The 21,244-nt window shown below is 69.8% G+C and carries 26 protein-coding genes and 1 tRNA gene; 16 read left to right on the top strand and 11 right to left on the bottom strand.

Annotated elements, in window-relative coordinates; translation table 11 throughout:
- Positions 1 to 85 precede the first annotated feature (85 nt).
- Complete coding sequence (locus BO64_RS03490) at positions 86 to 283, top strand: DUF1674 domain-containing protein (protein WP_496401886.1); 198 nt, start codon at positions 86 to 88, stop codon at positions 281 to 283.
- 17 nt (positions 284 to 300) lie between these two features.
- Here BO64_RS03490 and pyrF read toward each other — a convergent pair whose 3' ends face one another.
- A complete protein-coding gene (gene pyrF / locus BO64_RS03485) occupies positions 301 to 999 on the bottom strand; it encodes an orotidine-5'-phosphate decarboxylase (protein ID WP_496401885.1) in 699 nt (232 codons plus the stop codon).
- Between the two features lie 61 nt (positions 1,000 to 1,060).
- Between pyrF and BO64_RS03480 the strand changes: the two genes are divergently transcribed.
- Positions 1,061 to 1,747: a MarC family protein gene (locus BO64_RS03480; protein ID WP_496401884.1), complete on the top strand. Its 687-nt coding sequence runs from the start codon at positions 1,061 to 1,063 to the stop codon at positions 1,745 to 1,747.
- Here the strand turns inward: BO64_RS03480 and BO64_RS03475 are convergent.
- Entirely contained in the window at positions 1,744 to 2,544 is an 801-nt protein-coding gene (locus tag BO64_RS03475) for an SDR family NAD(P)-dependent oxidoreductase (RefSeq protein ID WP_496401883.1), read from the bottom strand. The two genes, BO64_RS03480 and BO64_RS03475, sit on opposite strands and share 4 nt — an antisense overlap.
- A 163-nt stretch (positions 2,545 to 2,707) precedes the next feature.
- Here BO64_RS03475 and BO64_RS03470 point away from each other — a divergent pair, with 163 nt between their 5' ends.
- The 3 genes from BO64_RS03470 to BO64_RS03460 all read left to right on the top strand — a co-directional run bounded on the left by BO64_RS03470 (position 2,708) and on the right by BO64_RS03460 (position 6,341).
- Positions 2,708 to 4,627, top strand: coding sequence for a potassium transporter Kup (locus BO64_RS03470; protein WP_496401882.1), 1,920 nt, complete (start codon positions 2,708 to 2,710; stop codon positions 4,625 to 4,627).
- Entirely contained in the window at positions 4,628 to 4,999 is a 372-nt protein-coding gene (locus BO64_RS03465; RefSeq protein ID WP_496401881.1) for a hypothetical protein, read from the top strand.
- A gap of 67 nt (positions 5,000 to 5,066) precedes the next feature.
- Positions 5,067 to 6,341, top strand: a complete 1,275-nt coding sequence (locus BO64_RS03460; RefSeq protein WP_496401880.1) for an argininosuccinate synthase — start codon at positions 5,067 to 5,069, stop codon at positions 6,339 to 6,341.
- Between the two features lie 8 nt (positions 6,342 to 6,349).
- Here BO64_RS03460 and BO64_RS03455 read toward each other — a convergent pair whose 3' ends face one another.
- Positions 6,350 to 6,556 carry a KTSC domain-containing protein gene (locus tag BO64_RS03455; RefSeq protein ID WP_496401879.1) on the bottom strand — a complete coding sequence of 69 codons (207 nt, stop codon included), beginning with the start codon at positions 6,554 to 6,556 and terminating at the stop codon, positions 6,350 to 6,352.
- Between the two features lie 148 nt (positions 6,557 to 6,704).
- On the opposite strand from BO64_RS03455, the gene BO64_RS03450 reads away from it, so the two are divergent.
- From BO64_RS03450 to BO64_RS03440, 3 genes are all read left to right on the top strand, one after another.
- Positions 6,705 to 7,109 (top strand): MAPEG family protein, encoded by a 405-nt coding sequence (locus tag BO64_RS03450; protein ID WP_496401878.1) that lies wholly within the window; start codon positions 6,705 to 6,707, stop codon positions 7,107 to 7,109.
- Positions 7,110 to 7,203: 94 nt separating this feature from the next.
- Positions 7,204 to 7,788 (top strand): CC0125/CC1285 family lipoprotein, encoded by a 585-nt coding sequence (locus tag BO64_RS03445; protein WP_496401877.1) that lies wholly within the window; start codon positions 7,204 to 7,206, stop codon positions 7,786 to 7,788.
- An 81-nt stretch (positions 7,789 to 7,869) separates the two neighbouring features.
- Entirely contained in the window at positions 7,870 to 8,472 is a 603-nt protein-coding gene (locus BO64_RS03440; protein WP_496401876.1) for a glutathione S-transferase, read from the top strand.
- A gap of 73 nt (positions 8,473 to 8,545) precedes the next feature.
- Here BO64_RS03440 and BO64_RS03435 read toward each other — a convergent pair.
- A tRNA-Gly gene (locus BO64_RS03435) sits at positions 8,546 to 8,620 on the bottom strand.
- A gap of 90 nt (positions 8,621 to 8,710) precedes the next feature.
- Entirely contained in the window at positions 8,711 to 9,454 is a 744-nt protein-coding gene (locus BO64_RS03430; RefSeq protein ID WP_496401875.1) for a DUF6065 family protein, read from the bottom strand.
- A gap of 57 nt (positions 9,455 to 9,511) precedes the next feature.
- Here BO64_RS03430 and BO64_RS03425 point away from each other — a divergent pair, with 57 nt between their 5' ends.
- From BO64_RS03425 to BO64_RS03410, 4 genes are all read left to right on the top strand, one after another.
- Positions 9,512 to 10,033 carry a prolyl-tRNA synthetase associated domain-containing protein gene (locus BO64_RS03425; protein ID WP_496401874.1) on the top strand — a complete coding sequence of 174 codons (522 nt, stop codon included), beginning with the start codon at positions 9,512 to 9,514 and terminating at the stop codon, positions 10,031 to 10,033.
- 70 nt (positions 10,034 to 10,103) lie between these two features.
- Complete coding sequence (locus BO64_RS03420) at positions 10,104 to 11,003, top strand: tetratricopeptide repeat protein (RefSeq protein WP_496401873.1); 900 nt, start codon at positions 10,104 to 10,106, stop codon at positions 11,001 to 11,003.
- Positions 11,004 to 11,019: 16 nt separating this feature from the next.
- On the top strand, positions 11,020 to 11,676 hold the full coding sequence (locus BO64_RS03415; RefSeq protein WP_496401872.1) for an LON peptidase substrate-binding domain-containing protein: 657 nt from the start codon (positions 11,020 to 11,022) through the stop codon (positions 11,674 to 11,676).
- Between the two features lie 9 nt (positions 11,677 to 11,685).
- The gene (locus tag BO64_RS03410) at positions 11,686 to 11,892 is read left to right on the top strand and encodes a Trm112 family protein (RefSeq protein WP_496401871.1); all 207 of its coding nucleotides are present in this window, start codon (positions 11,686 to 11,688) and stop codon (positions 11,890 to 11,892) included.
- A 6-nt stretch (positions 11,893 to 11,898) separates the two neighbouring features.
- Here BO64_RS03410 and BO64_RS03405 read toward each other — a convergent pair whose 3' ends face one another.
- Entirely contained in the window at positions 11,899 to 13,161 is a 1,263-nt protein-coding gene (locus tag BO64_RS03405; RefSeq protein ID WP_496401870.1) for a UbiH/UbiF/VisC/COQ6 family ubiquinone biosynthesis hydroxylase, read from the bottom strand.
- Between the two features lie 156 nt (positions 13,162 to 13,317).
- Here BO64_RS03405 and BO64_RS03400 point away from each other — a divergent pair, with 156 nt between their 5' ends.
- Genes BO64_RS03400 through BO64_RS03390 form a run of 3 tightly spaced genes read left to right on the top strand, consistent with a single transcriptional unit; the run spans position 13,318 to position 16,664 of the window.
- The gene (locus BO64_RS03400; RefSeq protein ID WP_496401869.1) at positions 13,318 to 14,424 is read left to right on the top strand and encodes an HlyD family secretion protein; all 1,107 of its coding nucleotides are present in this window, start codon (positions 13,318 to 13,320) and stop codon (positions 14,422 to 14,424) included.
- A 12-nt stretch (positions 14,425 to 14,436) separates the two neighbouring features.
- Positions 14,437 to 16,053, top strand: coding sequence for a DHA2 family efflux MFS transporter permease subunit (locus BO64_RS03395; RefSeq protein WP_496401868.1), 1,617 nt, complete (start codon positions 14,437 to 14,439; stop codon positions 16,051 to 16,053).
- On the top strand, positions 16,053 to 16,664 hold the full coding sequence (locus BO64_RS03390) for a TetR/AcrR family transcriptional regulator (RefSeq protein ID WP_496401867.1): 612 nt from the start codon (positions 16,053 to 16,055) through the stop codon (positions 16,662 to 16,664). The genes BO64_RS03395 and BO64_RS03390 overlap by 1 nt, the downstream gene beginning before the upstream one ends.
- A gap of 67 nt (positions 16,665 to 16,731) precedes the next feature.
- Here BO64_RS03390 and BO64_RS03385 read toward each other — a convergent pair whose 3' ends face one another.
- The 5 genes from BO64_RS03385 to BO64_RS03365 are packed head-to-tail and all read right to left on the bottom strand — an operon-like array spanning position 16,732 to position 20,132.
- Entirely contained in the window at positions 16,732 to 17,553 is an 822-nt protein-coding gene (locus BO64_RS03385) for an enoyl-ACP reductase FabI (RefSeq protein WP_496401866.1), read from the bottom strand.
- 59 nt (positions 17,554 to 17,612) lie between these two features.
- Positions 17,613 to 17,765 carry an oxidoreductase-like domain-containing protein gene (locus BO64_RS03380; RefSeq protein WP_496401865.1) on the bottom strand — a complete coding sequence of 51 codons (153 nt, stop codon included), beginning with the start codon at positions 17,763 to 17,765 and terminating at the stop codon, positions 17,613 to 17,615.
- Between the two features lie 23 nt (positions 17,766 to 17,788).
- Positions 17,789 to 19,000 carry a beta-ketoacyl-ACP synthase I gene (gene fabB, locus BO64_RS03375; protein WP_496401864.1) on the bottom strand — a complete coding sequence of 404 codons (1,212 nt, stop codon included), beginning with the start codon at positions 18,998 to 19,000 and terminating at the stop codon, positions 17,789 to 17,791.
- Between the two features lie 30 nt (positions 19,001 to 19,030).
- Positions 19,031 to 19,546: a 3-hydroxyacyl-[acyl-carrier-protein] dehydratase FabA gene (gene fabA / locus BO64_RS03370; protein WP_496401863.1), complete on the bottom strand. Its 516-nt coding sequence runs from the start codon at positions 19,544 to 19,546 to the stop codon at positions 19,031 to 19,033.
- 55 nt (positions 19,547 to 19,601) lie between these two features.
- Positions 19,602 to 20,132, bottom strand: coding sequence for an SH3 domain-containing protein (locus BO64_RS03365; RefSeq protein ID WP_496401862.1), 531 nt, complete (start codon positions 20,130 to 20,132; stop codon positions 19,602 to 19,604).
- Between the two features lie 121 nt (positions 20,133 to 20,253).
- Between BO64_RS03365 and BO64_RS03360 the strand changes: the two genes are divergently transcribed.
- Entirely contained in the window at positions 20,254 to 21,240 is a 987-nt protein-coding gene (locus BO64_RS03360; protein WP_496401861.1) for a 2-hydroxyacid dehydrogenase, read from the top strand.
- Positions 21,241 to 21,244 lie beyond the last annotated feature (4 nt).

Raw genomic sequence — 21,244 nt, 5'->3', positions numbered from 1 at the left:
CTTCCCCCGAAGCAGTGGACAGGCAGGCCGGCGACCGGCGTTATGCGGGGCTCAAAGCATGGATTTGGGCCGTCTGCCGACTTAAATGATTGTCATGGACGACACGCCCGAGACCCCTGCGCCCGCTAAGACGCTGTCCCCTGCCGCCCAGCGCGCCCTCGCCGAGGCCGAGGCCCGGCGCAAGGCCATGGAGGCCCTGCCGCCGGAAGAGGGCGGCCCCGCCGGTCCCGAGCCCACCCGCTTCGGGGACTGGGAGCGGAAGGGCATCGCGGTCGACTTCTAGCCCTCGGGCCCCAGGCCTCAGGCCCCCGCCATCTCGGCCGCCACCCGCAGGGCCGCCTCACGGGGATCGGCGGCGGCGGTGATCGGCCGCCCGCAGACGATGTGCGAGGCCCCGGCCTCAAGGGCGGCGCGCGGCGTCGCCGCCCGGGCCTGGTCGTTCTTGGCCGCCCAGTCGGGCCGCACCCCCGGCGTCACCACCAGGAACCCATCCCCGCCCAGCTGACGGGCCAGCTCCGCCTCGTGGGGACTGGCGATCACCCCGTCGCAGCCGGCGGCGATGGCCTGGCGGATGCGCCGTTCCACGAGGCTGCGGGCGGTCTCGGTGAAGCCCATCTCCACCAGATCCTCGTCCTTGAGGCTGGTGAGCACCGTCACCGCCAGCACCTTCAGGTCCGAGACGCCCCGGCCGCGCACCGCGGCGGTCATCACCTGCGGCTCGCCATGGACAGTGAGGAAGTCGCAGCCCGAGCCGGCCAGCACCGCCGTCGCCCGCTCCACCGTCGTGCCGATGTCATGCAGCTTCCAGTCGAGGAAGACCTGCTTGCCCTCGGCCTTCAGGTCTCGGGCCAGGGTCATGCCCTCGCCGCTCGCGAACAGCTCCAGCCCCACCTTGTAGAAAGAGACGCCGTCGCCCAGGGTCGCCACCATGCGACGGGCCTCGTCCACGGTGGGCAGGTCCAGGGGAACGATCAGGCGCGGATCAGCGGCGGCGACCATGGCGGGCTCCGTGTGGGGCGCGGGGTGGCCCGCGGTCCAGGTTTCAGGCTAAGAGCCTCACATGAGCCAGGCCGAGTTCGCGGTCAACTTCTTCGTCGCCCTGTTCGCCCTGCTGGACCCGCTGGGCAACGTGCCCCTGTTCGCCGCCGCCACCGCCGGGGCGAAGCCGAAGGAACGCGCCCTGATCGCGTTCTACATCGGCCTGTTCGTGGTCGGCTTCCTGACCTTCTTCTACTTCACCGGCCTGTCGCTGCTGGAATTCTTCGGCATCTCCCTGCCGGCCTTCCGCATCGCCGGCGGCATCATCCTGCTGCTGCTGGGCCTGGAGATGGCCCGCGACGACTTCACGGCCAGCTTCGCCGACGCCGCCGAGGCGGCCTCCACCGACCCCAGGGCCGTGGCCCGCCGACGGTTCGAACGGATGATCGTGCCCTTCGCCATGCCGCTGCTGATCGGCCCGGGCGCCATCTCCACCGTGGTCATCTACGCCAGCCAGGCCCGCAAGTTCGGCCTGGCCGGGGCGGCGGTGGGCGTGGCCGTGATCGCCGCGGCGGCCCTGGCCACCTTCCTGGCCTTCCTCGCCACCCCGATCATCTCGAAGATCCTGGGCCGCATCGGCCTGACCATCGTGGTGCGGGTGCTGGGCCTGATCCTCTGCGCCCTGGCCGTGCAGTTCCTGTTCGCGGGGCTGTCCGAGGCCACCGCCGGCTTCATCCGCCCGGACGCGGCCTACCCCTACGGGCACTAGACCTTCCGGAAGCGCTGCCCCTGGCTGGCGAAGAGCGCCAGGGCCCACTCGTCCGGGATCGCCTTGGCGAGGGCGGCGATGGCCTTGTTCGGCGCGCCGGGCACGCACACCGCACGCCCCGCCTCCACCGCCTCGTAGCCGGCCGCCGCCACCTCGTCCGCGCCCAGCCACAGCCACGGCGGCGTCGAGGCGCTGACCAGGGCCCGGGTGCCGTTGACGTCGTGGAACTCCGAAAAGGTGAAGCCGGGGCACAGGGCGGTGACGTGGACGCCGTCGCCCGCCACCTCCAGCGACAGGCTCTGCGAGAACTTGATCAGCAGGCTCTTGGCGCCGGCGTAGAGGGTGTGACCGGCCGCCCCGGGGATCAGGCCCGCCAGGGAGGCGACATTGACGATCCGCCCGAACCGCCGCTGCACCATGCCCGGCAGCACCCGGTGGGCGAGTTCGCAGGGAGCCGTGACCATCACCTGCAGGAACGCCGCCTCGTCGGACCAGCGGGTCTCGGCATAGGCGCCCGGCAGGCCGTAGCCGGCGTTGTTGATCAGGACGTCCACGGTGCGGCCGTGGGCGGTGAGATGGTCGAGGATCTGGCCCGGCCCCTCGGGCTGGGCGAGGTCGGCCGGGACCGCCAGGGTCTCCACGCCGTAGCGCAGGCGGATCTCATCGGCGAGGGCCTCCAGCCGGTCGGCCCGGCGGGCGGTGAGGGCCACGTCATAACCATGGCTGGCCAGGATGCGCGCGAAGGCCGCGCCGATGCCGGCGGACGCGCCCGTCACCAGGGCCAACCTGCGATCCATGTGCGAAAAACCCCGAAAAACGCCCGTCGCCTAGGAATACGTGCGCCGGGGCGGGGCGCAACCCGCGCATTGAACGCCATGGGGTTTGGGTGTATCGCGCCGGCCGCGTGACGGCATGGGGCCGCCAAGGGAACATCTTACGGACCGTTCCCGGAGACAGTGGATGGCTGATCCGGCCGCCGCTCCCGCCGACGGAGCGAATGGGACGCAACACGCGCCCAAGGAAGGATTCCTCGCCCTGGCGATCGCCTCGGTGGGCGTCGTGTTCGGCGACATCGGCACGAGCCCGCTCTACGCCATGCGCGTGACCCTGGCGAACACGGCCTCCGGCGGCGCCGACGAGCGCACCGTGCTGGGCGTGGTGTCGCTGATCACCTGGGCCCTCGTGCTCATCGTCACCATCAAGTACGTCGTCTTCCTGATGCGGGCGGACAACAAGGGCGAGGGCGGCACCCTGGCCCTGATGGCCCTGGCCCAGCGCCTGGTGCCCGGCCACCGCTCGGTCGGCGTCTTCTTCTTGGGCGTGATCGGGGCGGCCCTGTTCTATGGCGACGGGGTGCTGACCCCCGCGGTCTCGGTGGTCAGCGCCATCGAGGGCCTGAAGATCGCCCCCGGCGTCGGCGATGCGCTCGCCCCCTACGTCGTGCCGATCTCGGCCGGGATCCTGATCGCCCTCTTCCTCGTTCAGTCCAAGGGCACCGCGCGGGTCGGAAAGTTCTTTGGCCCGATCACCGTGGCCTGGTTCCTCACGCTCGCGGCCCTGGGCGCCTATCACATCGCCGACGACCCCTCGATCATCCGCGGCCTGCTGCCGCACTACGGGGTGATCATGCTGTTCGAGAACGGCCTCCTGGGCCTCCTCATCCTCGGCGGCGTGTTCCTGGCGGTGACCGGGGCCGAGGCGCTCTATGCGGACATGGGCCATTTCGGCAGGGGCCCCCTGCGCGCCGCCTGGCTCTACCTCGTCCTGCCCTGTCTGCTGCTCAACTACTTCGGCCAGGGCGCCCTGGTTCTGGCCCACCCCGAGGCGGCGGCCAACCCGTTCTTCAGGATGGTCCCCGAGGCGGTGTACTGGCCGGTGCTGCTGCTCGCCACCGCCGGGACGATCATCGCCAGCCAGGCGGTCATCACCGGGGCGTTTTCGGTGACCCAGCAGGCCGTGTCCCTGGGCCTCCTGCCGCGCATGGACATCCGTCGGACCAGCGAGACCCAGGCCGGCCAGATCTTCGTGCCGGCGGTCAACATCATGCTGCTGGTGGGCGTGCTGGCCCTGGTCCTGATCTTCCAGAGCTCGAACCGGCTGACGGCCGCTTACGGCATCGCGGTCACCGGGGCCATGCTGGTCGACACGCTGCTGTTCTTCGTGATCATCCGCAACCTGTGGAAGCGGCCCCTCTGGCAGGCGCTCCTGGGCGCGGGCCTGTTCGGCGTCATCGACCTGGTGTTCCTGGGCGCCAACCTGCTGAAGATCCCGCAGGGCGCCTGGGCGCCGCTGCTGCTGGCGGGGGCCCTGGTGGTGATCATGTGGACCTGGACCCGCGGCGCCCGGCTCCTGGCCGAGAAGACCCGCCGCGACAGCGTGCCCATGGCCGAGCTCGCCGACATCCTGAAGGCCCGGGCCCCGCACCGGGCCCCCGGCACGGCCATCTTCCTCACCTCGGATCCCGACACCGCGCCCGTCGCGCTGATGCACAACCTCAAGCACAACAAGGTGCTGCACGAGAAGAACATCATCCTGACGGTGGAGACCGCCGAGACGCCGCGGGTGCGCGAGGCCGACCGCATCCGGATCGAGCCCATCAACGACGACTTCAAGAAGGTGGTCATCACCTACGGCTTCATGGAGAGCCCCAATGTGCCCAAGGCGCTGGGGCTGTGCCGCAAGGCCGGCCTGAAGTTCGACATCATGGCGACCAGCTTCTTCCTGGGCCGCCGCTCAGTGGTGCCCTCGGCCCAGTCCGGCATGCCGCTCTGGCAGGACCGGCTGTTCATCTTCCTGATGAAGAATGCGACCAACCCCACCGACTTCTACAAGATCCCGCCCGGCCGCGTGGTCGAACTTGGAACACAGGTGACCGTCTAGGTGTCCATCAGCCTCCTCTCCATCGTCGGCGACGCCATGTGGATCCTCGCCATGGCTACGATCGCCTCCGGCTCCCAGCGCTTCTGGAAGCAGTTGCCCGCCGACGTCCGCGTGCCCATGCAGTGGAGCCTCAAGCGCGCCCCCGCCTGGCGGGCGGGCCGGCCGCTGGCCTTCGGCCTTGCCGTCGGCGCGCCCCTGGTGCTGGGCCTGGCCCTCTCGGCCGCGGTCCGCGATCCCTCGAACACCCCCTCCGAAGTGCTCCTCCTGTTCCTCATGCGGGCCTTCACCGCGCCGCTTTGCGTGCTGATTCACCACGGCTGGATCCGCGCCGCGACGGCGACGCTGGAGGCCGAGGGCGCACTCAAGCCTTGAACCCCGGCCCGCGGCGCCCTTAAAGGCCCGCGACTTCCCCACTCTCTCTTTGCAAGGTCCCGTCTCGATGGCCGACAAGAAGCCCGTCAAGAAGGTCGTTCTCGCCTATTCCGGCGGCCTCGACACCTCGATCATCCTGAAGTGGCTGCAGACCGAATACGGTGCGGAGGTCGTGACCTTCACCGCCGACCTCGGCCAGGGCGAGGAGCTGGGCCCGGCCCGCGAAAAGGCCCTGATGCTCGGCATCAAGCCCGAGAACATCTTCATCGACGACCTGCGCGAGGAGTTCGTCCGGGACTTCGTGTTCCCGATGTTCCGCGCCAACACGGTCTATGAGGGCCAGTACCTGCTCGGCACCTCCATCGCCCGACCGCTGATCGCCAAGCGCCAGATCGAGATCGCCCGCCAGGTCGGCGCCGACGCCGTCTGCCACGGCGCCACCGGCAAGGGGAACGACCAGGTCCGCTTCGAGCTCGGCTACTACGCCCTCGAACCCGACATCCGGGTGATCGCCCCCTGGCGCGAGTGGAACTTCCGCAGCCGCGAGGCCCTGCTGGACTTCGCCGAGAAGCACCAGATCCCGATCAGCAAGGACAAGCGCGGCGAGGCGCCGTTCAGCGTCGACGCCAACCTGCTGCACTCGTCCTCGGAGGGTAAGGTCCTCGAGGATCCGTCGGTCGAGGCCCCCGAGTTCGTGCACATGCGCACGATCGCCCCGGAGGACGCCCCCGACAAGGCGACCGTCATCACCATCGATTTCGAGAAGGGCGACCCCGTGGCCATCGACGGCGAGAAGCTGTCGCCCGCCGCCCTGCTCGCCCGCCTGAACCAGCTCGGCCACGACAACGGCATCGGCCGTCTGGACCTCGTGGAAAACCGCTTCGTCGGCATGAAGTCGCGCGGGGTCTACGAAACCCCTGGCGGCGCCATCCTGCTGGCCGCGCACCGCGGCATCGAAAGCATCACTCTCGACCGGGGCGCCATGCACCTCAAGGACGAGCTGATGCCGAAGTACGCCAGCCTGATCTACAATGGCTTCTGGTTCTCGCCTGAGCGCGAGATGCTGCAGGCGGCCATCGACAAGTCGCAGGAGCTGGTCTCCGGCCAGGTGCGGGTGAAGCTTTACAAGGGCAACGTCACCGTCATCGGGCGCACTTCGCCCTTCTCGCTGTACGACCAGGAACTGGTCACCTTCGAGGAAGGCGCGGTCGCCTACGATCACCGCGACGCCGAGGGCTTCATCAAGCTCAATGCGCTGCGCCTGCGCGTCACCGCCAACCGCGACCGCCGCTACGGCCGGCCGCTGCCGCCTGTGAAGGACGGCGAACACTACAAGGGCTAGGCGCCGGCCTAGCCCTCGATCCTGTTGTAGGGATAGTTGTCCCGGATCTCGGCCTGGAAGAACCGGCCCTTGCTGTCGGCTTCTAGGAACGAGCGGTGCACCTCGCCCGGCACGCCCACATAGACGTAGCGCTCGCCGCTCTGGAAGCGGACGAGCAGCTTCGCCCGCGCCGCGTCATAGTCGATGTCCTGGATGGCCGTGGATTCGACGTGCATGGGTCGCGCTCCCGGAGGCTCTGACCCCGGATAAACGCCGGCGCCGCCCGTCAGGGTTCCGCGGCGGCGTCCACATTCATGAGTGGTTCCCCCGCGCGTCCGCAGGCGCCAAGCTCGGCCTTAAAACCGGTTCGGGGAGGAACCATCCATGCAGACCCACGCCTATGTCGCCATCGTCACCATCCTGGCCCTGCTGACCTATCTCTGGATGGGCCTTCAGGTGGCCGGCGCGCGCCGCAGATCGGGTATCGCCGCGCCGGCCATGACCGGCGATCCGGTTCTGGAGCGCACCATCCGGGCGCATGTGAACACCCTGGAGTGGCTGCCGCTCTTCCTGCCCTCGCTGTGGCTGTTCGCCCTTTACTGGAGCGATCTCGTGGCCGCCGTCCTGGGCCTCGTCTGGATTGTCGGGCGGATCGCCTATCAGCGCGGCTATGTGCGCGATCCGGCCAAGCGCGAGCTGGGCTTCCTGATCCAGGCCCTGGCGACGGCGGTGCTGCTGTTCGGGGCCCTGGGTCGGGCGATTTACGTCCTGGTGATCGCCCAGGGATAGGGTCGGTAAAGCGGGGCGAGGCAACCACAATTGCCGCAAGGGGTTTCGACCTCTACATCTCCCCATCGAGGGACACCCGAGTTCGAGACCTGACATGTCGAAGAGATCAGCCGCTTTCGCCGTCGGACTGGCCTTGGCGGCCGGCCTCGCCGCCTGCGCGACGCCCACGCCCTACCAGCCGAATATTCCGGGACAACAGACCTCGGGCGGCTATTCCGAGCTGCAGCTCGAACAGAACCGCTTCCGCGTCAATTTCCAGGGCAACACCCTCACCTCGCGCGAGACGGTGGAGGGCTACCTGCTGTTCCGCGCCGCCGAGCTGACGGTGCAGCAGGGCTACGACTGGTTCTCCATCGTGGACCGGGCCACCGACCGCAAGACGCGCACCTATGTGGAGCCGGACCCGTTCTACCGGCCCTGGTACGGCCCGACCTACGGCTACTGGCGCCCGTCGTGGCGCTATTACGGCCGTGGCTACGGCTGGCGCACCTGGGACCCGTTCTGGGGCGACCCCTTCTGGGCGAGCCGCGTGGACGTGCGCACCGTCGACCGCTTCGAAGCCACCGCCGAGGTGGTCATGGGCCGCGGGCAGAAGCCGGCCGACGACCCCCGCGCCTTCGACGCCCGGGCGGTGATCGAGAACCTGCGCCCGCGCATCCAGTATCCCGCGCCCCGCTGACCGCGCGCCACGCGCTCATCCTCCGGCGGCCGGCCCGCCGGGGGGTTTGCGCCGCGGGCTCCATGGGCCTTAAGTCGGCCCATGAAGCTGTTTTCCTCCGGGGCCTCCCCCTACGCCCGCAAGGTCGCCGTCGCCGCCCATGAGACGGGCCTCATCGATCGCATCGAGATCGTCGCCGCCACGGTGTCGCCCGTCGGCGCCAGCAACGCCGAGGTGGCCGCCGCCAATCCGCTCGGCAAGGTGCCCGCGCTCGTGCTGGACGACGCCCAGACGCTCTTCGACAGCCGGGTGATCGTCGACTATCTCGACCATCTGTCCGGCGGCCGTCTGATCCCCGCCGGGGAGGGCCGCTGGCGGGCTTTGCGCGATCAGGCGGCCGCCGACGGCCTCCTGGATGCGGCGCTGCTCGCCCGCTACGAGCGCGTCCTGCGCCCCGAGCCGCTGCGCTGGGCCGACTGGGACGCCGGCCAGATCGCCAAGATCACCCGCGCCCTCGACGCCCTGGAGGCGGACTTCGTCCCGCAGGAGGCGCCGCACATCGGCGACATCGCCGTGGCCTGCGCTCTCGGCTACCTGGACTACCGTTTCGAGGACCTCGCCTGGCGCGCCGGCCGCCCGAAGCTCGCCGCCTTCGCCGAAGCCTTCGCCGCCCGCCCGTCCATGCAGGCCACCCGGCCCGCCTGAGGTGGCGGCGGACCAGAAACGAAGAAGGCCGCCGTTTCCGGCGGCCCTATTCGCCTGTTTTCCCGAGGGAAAATGGAGCGGGCGAGGCGATTCGAACGCCCGACCCCAACCTTGGCAAGGTTGTGCTCTACCCCTGAGCTACGCCCGCGCTCCGCGGAGGTGGGTGACCCGCCTCCATTTGCGAGGCCGGCCTTATGGCAGACCGTTTTTGGCTTTGCAACACCCCCAATCGGGAATTTTAGCCGCCAAATTTCGGGGCCTTCAGCCGGCGCTTGTTGACGTGGCCTTCCGGCGCCGGCGCCACCTCCTCGGGGAACTCGCCGCGGAAGTAGTAGCGCTGCCAGGCCTCCTTGGTGGCCTCGGGATCGCCGCGGAAGATTCGCTGGTTGAAGGCGCTGCGGTGCTTCTCCCAGACGTCGTACTGGTGGCGCAGCTCCGGGTTGGCGTCCATGCGCCGAATCACCGGCTGGATCTCGTGCAGCGTGTGGTCCTGCAGCAGGGTGATGAAGCAGAAGGGCTCGCCCTTCTCGAACCGCACCTTCCCCGGCCGGGTGAAGATCCAGTTCATGGTGAAGGGGAAGGGAAGCCAGTCGGTCTCGACCACCCCGGCCAGAGGCTGGATGCCGTCCTTGATGTGGTTGGGCGGGCCCATGACCCACATCGACCAGCCCGGCGGCGTGCGGAACAGGTAGCCCGAGTGGAAGGTCAGCACCCCATGGCTGAAGTGACTGGAGGCCAGGGTGTGGAAGTCGGGGTGCGGATGGTCCGGGGTGAGCCGGATGTCCTGCTGGTGGATGCCCCCGGTCCACTCCGCCGTGAAGCCCACCGGCGAGAGCAGCTCCCACCCCGAGGTGTTGGCCATCGACAGTGGCAGGCAGCGGTAGGGGTGCCGGTCGGCGAAGCGGTCCATCCAGCCGCGGTTCGGGCGGCCCGGAACCAGCTCCGGCGGGTTGCGGGATGTGGGATAGCACTCGAGTTCCATGGGTCCGTCCCTTAAAGCCCCCCTCGCCTTCCCGTCCAGTTCGGGTATGCAGCCCGCATGAAAGGCCGGAACGAGCTGCTCGATTTCCTCGCCGAGATCGGCGTCGAGCACACCACCCACGACCATCCCGCCGTCTTCCGCGTGGAGGAAGGCGAGGAGATCAAGGCGCGCATCCCGGGCGCCCACACCAAGAACCTCTTCCTGAAGGACGCCAAGGGCCAGCTCTGGCTGATCTCGGCCGAGGGCCATGCGGTGATCGACCTGAAGCGCCTCCACCATGTGATCGGCTCGGCGCGGCTGTCGTTCGGCAGTCCAGCGCTGATGGAGGAGACCCTGGGGGTGACCCCCGGCTCGGTGACCGCCTTCGGCCTGATCAACGATGTGAACCGGCGGATCCGCTTCGTCCTGGACCGCACCCTGGCCGAGGCCGAGCTCGTCAACTTCCACCCGCTGACCAACACCGCCACCACCACTGTGGGCCGCGAGGGCTTCCGGCGGTTCCTCTCGGCGATAGGGGTCGAGCCGATGGTTGTGGACTTCGAGGCCATGACCGTGGTGGAGATGGCGGACGCGCGTTGAAGCCGGGCCGCCGTGCGACCATCTTTGCGGCGGAACGTTCTCCAGCAGTCAGACAAGGGATTTACGGGCGATGACCCTGATCGGGGACACCACGGGCGCGCCGCCGGTGGGCGACATCATCAAGGACGGTACCGACGCGAGCTTCATCGCCGACGTCATCGAGGCGTCCAGGACCACGCCCGTCATCGTCGACTTCTGGGCCACCTGGTGCGGCCCGTGCCGCCAGCTGGGCCCGGCGCTGGAGAAGGCCGTCGCCGCCGCCAAGGGCGCGGTGAAGCTGGTGAAGATCGACATCGACAAGAACCCGGCCTTCGCCGGGCAGCTGCGGGTGCAGTCGATCCCCGCCGTCTTCGCCTTCGTGGACGGCCGCCCCGTGGACGGCTTCATGGGTGCCCTGCCCGAGAGCCAGGTGAAGCAGTTCGTCGATCGCCTGGCCAAGCAGGGCGGCGGCTCGCCCGTGGACCAGATGCTGGAGATCGCCAGGGAGTCCCTGGAACTCGGCGACCTGGGGGGCGCGGCCCAGGCCTACGCCCAGGTGCTGCAGGCCGAGCCGCAGAACGTGAAAGCCCTCGGCGGCCTCGCCCGCCTCTATCAGCAGGCCGGCGACCTGGAGCGGGCCCGGGAGGTGCTGGCCATGGCGCCGGAGGACGCCAAGGACCCTGACCTCGACGGCGTGCGCGCGGCCCTGGCCCTGGCCGAATCTGCGCCCTCCGAGACCGCCGCCTTCGAGCAGCGGCTGGCGGCCGACGCCGACGACCACGAGGCCCGCTTCGAGCTGGCCAAGGCTCTGGCCGGCCGCGGCCGGCTGGAGGAGGCCGTGGACGAGCTGATCGAGATCGTGCGCCGGGACCGGGCCTGGAACGACGAGGCCGCCCGCAAGCAGCTCCTCACCATCTTCGAGGCGGCAGGGCCGATGTCCGACATCGCCAAGCAGGGCCGGCGCAAGCTCTCGGCGCTGCTGTTCAGCTAGGATGGCGAGGCCGCAGATGGCCCCTTACCGGAAACTGGCGGACCTGCCGCAGGTGATCCCGGTCTTCCCGCTGGACGGGGCCCTGCTGCTGCCGGGCGGCGACCTGCCGCTGCAGATCTTCGAGCCGCGCTATCTCAACATGGTGGACGACGCCATGGCCGGCGACCGGATGATCGGCATGATCCAGACCCGTCCGGGCGGCGATCGTGTGCGCCCGGCCCTGGCCAGCGTCGGCTGCGCCGGGCGCATCACCAGCTACGCCGAGACCTCGGACGGCCGCTACCTCATCACCCTCTCGGGCGTCTGCCGGTTCGACGCCGGCGAGGAGCTCGCCCTCCGGACGCCCTACCGGCAACTCCGCGCCCGCTACGACCGCTTCGAGGGCGATCTCGCCCGGGACCACGAGCGCCAGGCCCCCGCCGCCGCGCGCAACCGCTTCGCCGCCGCCCTGAAGCGCTACCTGAACCGCCGGGAGCTGGACATCGACTGGGAGACCGCCAACACCGCGCCGCTGGAGGCCCTGGTCAACAGCCTGTGCATGGGCCTGCCCTTCGAGCCGGCCGAGAAGCAGGCGCTGCTAGAAGCGGCCGACCTCATGGCCCGCTTCGAGGCCCTCACCGCCCTGCTGGAGATCGACGCCAGCGAGGATGACGACGCCCAGCCCCTGCAGTAGAGGGGAGGCATGGAAGAGTCCCTGCCCGCCCTGGACGTCGACGTCGATCCCCGCCTGCTCGAGATCCTGGTCTGCCCGGTCACCCGCGGGCCGCTGGAATACGACCGCGAGAAGGCCGAGCTAATCAGCCGGCAGGCGCGGCTGGCCTATCCGATCCGTGACGGGGTGCCGATCATGCTGCCCGAGGAAGCCCGCGAACTGGGCGACGGGGAATAGGGCCCGCTACAGCGCCTCTCCGCGCAGGAGGCGCGGCAGCTGGCCGACGGCGCCGCCGGCCTCGTGCATGAAGAACCGCCGGGCCGGGGCGATGCGGTTCACCGCCGCCATGCCGACGCCCCGGGCCATGCGCACCAGCGGGTTGTCGTTGGAGAACAGGCGCACGAAGGCGTCCATCCCCGCCGATAGCGTGACCGTGTCGAAGCGGCGCCAGGCGGCGTAGCGCTCCAGAACCACCTCCGAGCCGATGTCCTCGCCCAGACGGGCGGCGTCCACCAGCACCTCGGCCAGGGCGGCTACATCCTTCAGGCCCAGGTTCAGGCCCTGGCCGGCGATGGGGTGCACCCCATGGGCCGCGTCGCCCAGCAGAGCCACGCGGGGGCCGAAGAAGCGTTCCGCCAGCTGCAGCGACAGGGGGTAGGTGAAGACCGGCCCCAGGACCTCCAGTTCGCCCAGGAAGTCGCCGAAGCGCCGCTCCAGATGCGCCTGGAAGACCTCAGGCCTGGCCGACTTCAGGGCCTCGGCCCGGGCGGTGCTCTCGGTCCAGACCAGGCTCGCCCGGTTTTCAGTGAGCGGCAGGATGGCGAAGGGCCCGTTCGGCAGGAAATATTCGTGGGCGACGCCGCCGTGGGGCCGGGCCATGCGCACGGTGGCCACCACGCCGGTCTGGCCATAGGTCCAGCCGATGACGCCGATGCCCGCGGCCTCGCGGATCACCGAGCCCCGGCCTTCCGCCCCCACCACCAGCGGCGCGGTCAGGGTGCGCCCGTCGGCCAGGGCGACCCTGGCGGCCCGCGGCGTCGCCGAATAGCCCGTCACCCGCATGGGGGCGACGACCTCGATCCCCTCGGCCGTCACGGCGGCGGCGAGGCCGGCCCGGATGCGGCGGTTCTCCAGCAGGTAGCCCAGGGGCTCGCCTTCGGACCGGTCGGCGATCTCGTCGCTGTCAAAGCGCAGGAAGAAAGGCGTCTGCGGCCCCGCCGCCGCGCCCGGCGTGCGGCCGTCGGTGACCAGGATCTGCTCGATCCGCTGGGCGTGCGGGTCCAGGACCTCGCCCAGGCCCAGGGCCTTCCACTGGCGATAGGCGGCGTAGGCGATGGCCGAGGCGCGGCCGTCGAAGGTCGGCGCCAGCTGGGCGTCGAAGGGCGCCGGGTCCACCATCACCGGCTTCAGCCCCGCCCGATGCAGCGCCAGGGCCAGGGTCGCCCCGGCCATGCCGGCGCCGGCGATGATCACGTCCGCGGAGAAGTCGTCTGCAGGCCCGCTCATGTCCGACCCCTACGCCAGGCGGCGCGCCTTCGCCAGCGGCCGATAAAAAATGGACGCAGCCGTCCAAGTTTCCCTTGTGGCGCTCCCATAACGCCCCTATCTGCTCGACCGGTTTGGACTGCTCGGTCCATTTTTGAATTCCAGGGTTCTGCAAACATGGCGGGGCTGCCAAGAAAGCGTCTGGTTCCCATCATCGCCGGCGGGGTCGCGACCCTCGCGGTCGCCGTAGGCGGCGGGCTGTGGTGGATCGACCGGCAGAGCTTCGAGACCACCGACAACGCCTTCGTCCAGGCCGACACCGTGACGATCTCGCCCCTGGTCGAGGGCTATGTGGCCGAGGTGCTGGTCAACGACAACGAGACCGTCCAGCCCGGCCAGGTCCTGGTCCGCATCGACCCCGTGAGCATCAAGGCGCGCCTTGCCCAAGCCGAGGCCAACGCGCAGGCGCTGGAAGCCGGCGTCCGGCAGGTGGACGACAAGGTGCGGCTGGAACAGGCGATGATCGCCCAGCGGCAGGCGGCGGTCGAAGCCGCCCGGGCCGAGGCGAACCTCGCCCGCGCCGAACTCGACCGCTACGGCCGCCTGGCCAACGAGGGCTGGGTCTCCGCCCAGCGCGCCGAGACCGCCCGCGCCGCCGAACAGCAGGCCCGCGCTGCGGTCAGCCAGGCCGCCGCCGCCCTCGAGGCCGAGCGCCGGTCGGCCGCCTCGCTCGATTCCGCCCGGGCCCAGAGCCTCGCCCAGGCCGAGGCCGCTCGCGCGGCCGTGGAACAGGCCCGCATCGACCTCACCCGCACCGAGGTGCGCGCCCCCACCGCCGGCGTCGTCGGCGCCCGCAGCGTGCGCCCCGGGCAGTATGTCCGCGCCGGCGCGGCGCTGATGAGCATCGTGCCCCTCAGCCAGTCCTATGTGGTCGCCAACTTCAAGGAGACCCAGGTGGCCCGGCTGCGTATCGGCCAGCCGGTGGAAATCCGCGCCGACGCCTTCGGCGACCAGGCCATCAAGGGCAAGGTGGAGAGCTTCGCGCCCGCCACCGGCGCCGAGTTCGCCCTCATCCCGGTGGAGAACGCCGTGGGCAACTTCACCAAGATCGCCCAGCGCCTGCCGGTGCGGATCGCCGTCGACCGCAGCCAGCCCCTGGCCAGCGCCCTGCGCCCCGGTCTGTCGCTGAAGGTGAAGGTGGACGTGCGCGAGGACACCGGCCCCAGCTTCGCCGAGACCGGCGCCATTCCGACTCGCTACGCCCGGCACGGGGCCACGCCCTAAGGGCGCCCGGCGATGAGCGACGCGGTCCTGCATCCGGACGACGAGGCGGTCAAGGCCGTCCGGACGGCCCCGGCCGAGCCTGCGGCCCAGCCCGTGGACTGGACCAAGGTCTTCCTCGGCTTCGGGGGCATGGTCATCGGCCAGTTCATGGCCATGCTCGACATCCAGATCGTGGCCAGCTCGCTGACCCAGATCCAGGCGGGCATCGGCGCCACCGCCGACGAGATCAGCTGGGTGCAGACCATCTACCTCCTGGCCGAGGTGGTGATCATGCCGCTCACCGCGTACCTGACGAAGATGTGGGGGACGCGGTCGTTCTATGTGGTCGCCTGCATCGGCTTCCTCATCACCTCGGTGGCCGTGGGCCTGTCGTCGTCCGTGGGGATGATGATCTTCTTCCGGGCGCTCCAGGGCATCTTCGCCGGCGCGATGATCCCGCCGATCTTCGCCACGGCCATGACGGTCTTCCCGCCCGAGCGGCGGATCACCGCCAATGTCATCGTCGGCCTGATCGTCACCCTGGCGCCCACGGTGGGCCCGACCCTGGGCGGCCACCTCACCGACATGCTCAGCTGGCGCTGGCTGTTCTTCATCAACGTGCCCGTGGGCGTGCTGGTGATCTTCCTGGTAGGCCGCTACGCCGACTTCGACCGGGGCGACCCGAGCCTCGCCAAGGGCATCGACTGGTGGGGCCTGGGCTTCATGACGGTCTTCCTGCTCTCGATGCAGTACGTGTTCGAGGAGGGAAACAGCGAGGGCTGGTTCCAGGACGACCTGATCCTGTGGCTGTCGGTCACCGCCGTGCTCACGGGCGTGATCTTTATCTGGCGCCAGCTTACCTACTGGCAGCCGATCGTCTCGCTGAAGCCGTTCCGCGACCGGAACTTCTCCCTCGGCATGGTGATGACCTTCATCTCCGGGGCAAGCCTGTTCGGCGGCACCTTCCTGCTGCCGCTCTTCCTCGGCCAGATCCGCGGCTTCTCCTCGTCCGACGTCGGCAACACCATGCTGGTCTCGGGCCTGACCATGTTCCTCAGCGCCCCCCTGGCCGGCCGCATTGTGCGGATGGTGGACGCCCGGGTCTCGATGGTGGTCGGCTTCGCCATGTGCGCCTGGGGCATCCAGCAGGGCGTGCGGGTGACGGCCGAGTGGGGCTTTCACGAATTCCTGGTGCTGCAGATCGTGCGGGGGATCGGCTCGATGATCGCCATGATCGCCGCCCAGCAGATGAGCGTGGCGAGCCTTCCCGTTTCGATGATGAAGGACGCCTCTGGCCTGATTAACCTGATCCGCAACGTGGCCGGCGCCATCGGCCTGGCCATGCTGTCCACCATCCTCAGCCACCAGGGCGCCGTGCACTACGCCGACATCGCCTCGGCCGCCTCGGTGGCCCATGCGGCCACCGCCAACCTCTACGGCGGCCTCACCGAGATGGTGACCGCCAACGGCGTGGCCGATCCCGAGGGCCTGGCGCGCAAGGCCGTGGCGATGATGATGCAGCGCGAGGCCCAGACCCTGGCCTTCGGCGACGCCTTCGCCGTCCTGGCCCTGGGCTGCTGGGTGGCGGCGGTGCTGGCGCTGTTCACCTCCGGCGGCAAGCCGGGCGCCGTTCAGGGCGGGGGCCACTGATGGCGCGGCTGCCGGGCCAGATCGACGTCGCCAAGAGCGAGGCCATCCTGGACGCCGCCCTGGACGTCTTCATGGAGCGCGGCGTCTCGGCGCCCATGGAGGAGATCGCCCGCCGGGCCGGGGTCTCCAAACAGACGATCTACAACCACTACGGCTCCAAGGCCGAGCTGGTGCAGGCGCTCACGTCCCGGCGCATCCACGAGCTGGTGGCCCCCCTGGAGACGGAGGAAGCCGTCGCCGATCCCGAGACGGCCCTGGCGGGCTTCGCCCGGGTGCTGCTGGAAAAGGTGCTGAGCGAGCGCTCCCAGGCCTTTCTGCGGGTGGCCATGATGGGAGCCATCGAGGCCCCCGACCTCGGCCGCGCGATCTGGGAGGCCGGCCCGCGCAAGAGCCGGCTGCGCCTTGCCGAGTTCCTGGAGATGGAGACCCGGGCCGGGCGTCTCGACTGCCCCGACCCGAAGGAGGCGGCCGAGTTCTTCGCCGGCATGGTGATCGGCTCGTACCAGACCGCCGCCCTGCTCGGCGCGCCGCAGATGCTGGATCCCGCCCGGATCGAACGCATCGCCACCGAGGCCGCCCGGCGCTTCATGCGCGCCTACGCCCCCGCCTGAGGTTTTCCGGCCTGAGGGTGCGGCCCGAGGTGTCCGGCCCGGACAGCCCCGGGCCGGAACGCCGTCGTCAGCCGGCCTGGGTCTCGTCGTCCGCGAAGCCCATGATGTGGAAGCCGGCGTCCACATGGACGCACTCGCCGGTGGTGGACTTGCCGAGGTCGGAGAGCAGCCACAGGGCGCAGCCGGCGACGCCCTCCATGGAGGTGTCCTCCTTCATGGCGCTGAGCGAGCGGCCCTTGGCCAGCATGCCGCGGCCCCCGGAGATGCCCGCCAGCGACAGGGTCTTCATGGCGCCCGGCGAGATGGCGTTCACGCGGATGCCCCGCGGGCCGAGGTCGCGGGCGGCGTAGCGCACGGCGGCTTCCAGGGCGGCCTTGGCCACGCCCATGGTGTTGTAGTTCGGGATCGCCCGCTCCGAGCCCATGTAGGTGAGGGTGACGATCGAGCCTCCCGCCTCGGGCATCATGGCCGCGGCCCGGCGGGCGCAGTCCACGAAGCTGAAGGCCGAGATGTTCATCGCCCGCAGGAAGCCCTCGCGGGTGGTGTTGTCCACGAAGCTGCCCTTCAGCTCGTCCTTGTTGGCGAAGGCGATGGCGTGGACGAAGAAGTCGATCTCGCCGAAGGCGTCCTTCACCGTCTGGAAGGCCGCATCCATGGAGGCGTCGTCGGTGACGTCCATGGGCGCCACCACCTTCACGCCGATTTCCTCGGCCAGGGGCTGCACCCGGCGCTCCATGCCCGGCAGGTGCAGGAAGGCGATCTCGGCCCCCTGGGCGGCAAGCTGCCGCGCAATGCCCCAGGCGATGGACTGGTGGTTCGCCACGCCCGTGACGATCCCCTTCTTGCCCTTCATCAGCTCGCCAGCCGGCATCTGATAGTCGTCGGCCACGTCATTCTCCCTTCGTGGTCGTGTTTCGGCGCGGGTTTAGGCCGGTTGGCCGGGGCATGTCACCCCTGCCTCAGCTTGTCCGGATCGTGGCCAAGGGCCCGGACGCGCTGCGCCCAGCGGTCCAGCGCGCGCTCATAATAGTCGAAGATGCAGGGCTCGCAGCCGCGGCCGCAACACTCCTCCCGCGAGGGCTCGCGGGGCGGAGCGGGCACGCCGGGCGGCAGCTCGGCCAGGGTCAGACCCTGGCCATCACCAGGCAGCCGTTGGTGCCGCCGAAGCCGAAGCTGTTGCTCATCACCGTCTCGAGCTCCCGGTCCTGACGCTCGCGGACGATGGGCATGTCGGCGAAGGCCGGGTCCAGATTCTCGATATTGGCGCTCTCGGCCACGAAGCCGTTGTTCAGCATCAGCAGGCTGTAGATCGCCTCCTGCACGCCGGCGGCGCCCAGGCTGTGGCCGGTCAGGCTCTTGGTGGAGGAAATCAGCGGGGCCTGGTCGCCGAATACGGTGCGGACGGCCTCCATCTCCTTCACGTCGCCCACCGGCGTACCCGTGCCGTGCGGGTTCAGATAGTCGATCTTGCGGCCGCCCAGCCCCTCCATGGCGAGCTTCATGCAGCGCGCCGCGCCTTCGCCCGAGGGCGCCACCATGTCGTAGCCGTCGGAATTGGCCGCGTAGCCCACGATCTCGCCGTAGATCTTCGCGCCCCGCGCCTTGGCCCGCTCGTACTCCTCGAGCACCAGGATGCCCGCCCCGCCGGCGATGACGAAGCCGTCGCGGTCCACGTCATAGGCGCGGCTGGCCGCCGTCGGCCGGTCGTTGAACTTCGAGCTCATGGCGCCCATGGCGTCGAACAGAACGCTGAGGGTCCAGTCCAGCTCCTCGGTCCCGCCGGCGAACACCACGTCCTGCTTGCCCATCAGGATCTGCTCATAGGCGGTCCCGATGCAGTGGGTGGAGGTGGCGCAGGCCGAGCTGATCGAGAAGTTGAGGCCGCGGATCTTGAACCAGGTGGCCAGCGTCGCCGACGGGCCCGAGCTCATGGCCTTGGGCACGGCGAACGGGCCGATCCGCTTGGGGCCGCGCTCCCTGGCCGTGGCGGCGGCCTCGACGATGGCGCGGGTGGACGGGCCGCCCGAACCGACGATCAGGCCGGTGCGCTCATGGCTGACTTCCGACTCTTCCAGGCCGGAGTCGGCGATCGCCTGCTCCATGGCGATGTGGCCGAAGGCCGTGCCCTGGGCGAGGAAACGCGCCGCCCGGCGGTCCACCATCGCTTCCCAGTCGATCTGGGGGGCGGCGTGCACCTGGCAGCGGAAGCCGAGCTCGGCATATTCCGGCGCAGCGCTGATCCCCGACTTCGCTTCGCGCAGCGAGGCCAGCACTTCATTGGCGTTGTTGCCGATGGACGAGACCACGCCCATACCGGTGACGACGACGCGACGCATGGTTTCCTTCCGTGACGCGGCTTCTTTGCCTTACGGCCGCTGATACAGCCCGACGCGCAGGTCGGACGCCGTGTAGATAGGCTTTCCGTCGGCTTCGAGCACGCCGTCGCCGATGCCCATCACCAGGCGGCGGTTGATGACCCGCTTCATCTGGATCTTGTAGGTGACGAGCTTGATGTCCGGCGTGACCTCGCCGGCGAACTTCACCTCGCCGCAGCCCAGGGCGCGGCCGCGGCCCTTGCCGCCGATCCAGCCGAGGTAGAAGCCCACCAGCTGCCACAGGGCGTCCAGGCCCAGGCTGCCGGGCATGACGGGGTCGCCGAGGAAGTGGCAGTCGAAGAACCAGAGGTCCGGCCGGATGTCGAACTCCGCCTCAATATAGCCGAGGCCGAACTCGCCGCCGTGGTCGTCGATGTGCGTCAGGCGATCGAACAGCAGCATCGGCGGGGCCGGAAGCTGGGCGTTGCCCGGGCCGAACATCTCGCCCCGCGCACAGGCCAGGAGCTCTTCGTAGCTGTAATGATCCTTGGCCTTAACCGGGCTCATCTCATCAATTCCGTATCCATAGAGGCTTGCCGCCTACCAGAGCCCGGCCCCGGCCTCAACGGCATTGCGGGGCTTCGGCCGTCCCCCAGAGGGCGCCTTCCCGCACCCAACCGGTCGCATTGTCGGCTTTCACCCGGCACCAGCCCTTCTGACAACGCACGAGCGAGGCCAGGGATCGCGGCGCGAGATAGGCCACGGTTTCCGCCCCGATCTTCGGCTTGCGGTACAGCGGCGCAGGCCGGGGGCCGGCGTTCATCGCCGAGCGGCGACCGTCGGTGACGCGTTTGTGAACCCAGGCGAGCCCGCCGTCAGGGTCGCACACCCGCCGCCATTCGGCGGTCTCGGCCACCACCTGCACCGGCAGGCCCTTGGTGCGGTAGACCCACAGCAGCCGGTGGTCGTCGCCGGGGCCGCCCCGGGCGTTCACCTTGCCGAACTTCAGCGACACATAGCGGGGCACCGGCAGGCCCGAGGGCGTCGGCCGGTCGGCCGCGAGCACGATCCCGCCCAGGCCCACGGCCAGCGCCGTCCCGATCAGGGCTCCCCTGGCCGCAATCTTCGGCGCCCCCGCGCCCGGAACCTTCACGACTTCGCCTCGCCTTGGCCGTCCACGGGCCCTTTGCTAAGGGTCTCCCGAGTTGCGCGCCGCGAAGCAGCGGCGCCCCCCGAAACGTCCCTTTTCAGTTCGCATCCAGCTTTTTGCAAGAATGGCCGCCCGAAAGCCGAAAGTCATCGTCACGCGCAAGCTTCCGGACTCGGTCGAGACCCGGATGCGGGAGCTGTTCGACACCGAGCTGAACCTCACCGACCAGCCGATGAGCCGGGCGGCGCTCATCGACGCGGTGAAGCGCGCCGATGTCCTGGCGCCCACCATCACCGACGAGATCGACGCCGAGCTTCTGAGCCATGCGGGCGAGCGGCTGAAGCTGATCGCCAACTTCGGGGCCGGAGTGGATCACATCGACGTGGCCGCCGCCCACGCCCGGGGCCTGACCGTCACCAACACCCCCGGCGTCCTCACCGAGGACACCGCCGACCTCACCATGGCCCTGATGATGACCGTCTCCCGGCGGATCGTGGAGGGCGCCAATGTGGTCCAGGCCGGCGAGTTCCGCGGCTGGGCGCCCACCTGGATGCTGGGTCGCCGGGTCACCGGCAAGCGGCTGGGGATCATCGGCCTCGGCCGCATCGGCTCGGCCGTGGCCCGCCGGGCCAAGGCCTTCGGCCTGCAGATCCACTACCACAACCGCAAGCGCGTCAGCCCCCGCATCGAGGAGGAGCTGGAGGCCACCTACTGGGACAGCCTCGACCAGATGCTGGCCCGGATGGACATCATCAGCGTGCATTCGCCGCACACCCCGGCGACCTATCACCTGCTCTCGGCCCGGCGGCTGAAGCTGCTGCAGCCCCACGCCATCGTCATCAACACGGCCCGGGGCGAGATCATCGACGAGGACGCCCTGGCCGATCTCCTGGCCGAGGGGAAAATCGCCGGCGCGGGCCTCGACGTGTTCGAGTTCGAGCCGCACATCAATCCCAAGCTGCTGAAACAGCCCAACGCCGTCCTCCTGCCGCACCTGGGCTCGGCCACCGTCGAGGCGCGCGTGGACATGGGCGAGAAGGTGATCATCAACATCCGCACCTGGATGGACGGCCACCGCCCGCCGGACCGCGTCCTGCCGCAGATGCTCTAGGGCG

Source organism: Phenylobacterium composti DSM 19425, from assembly GCF_059568645.1.
Note: the sequence above shows the minus strand (reverse complement) of the source record. Positions and strands in the feature narration are given on the sequence as shown.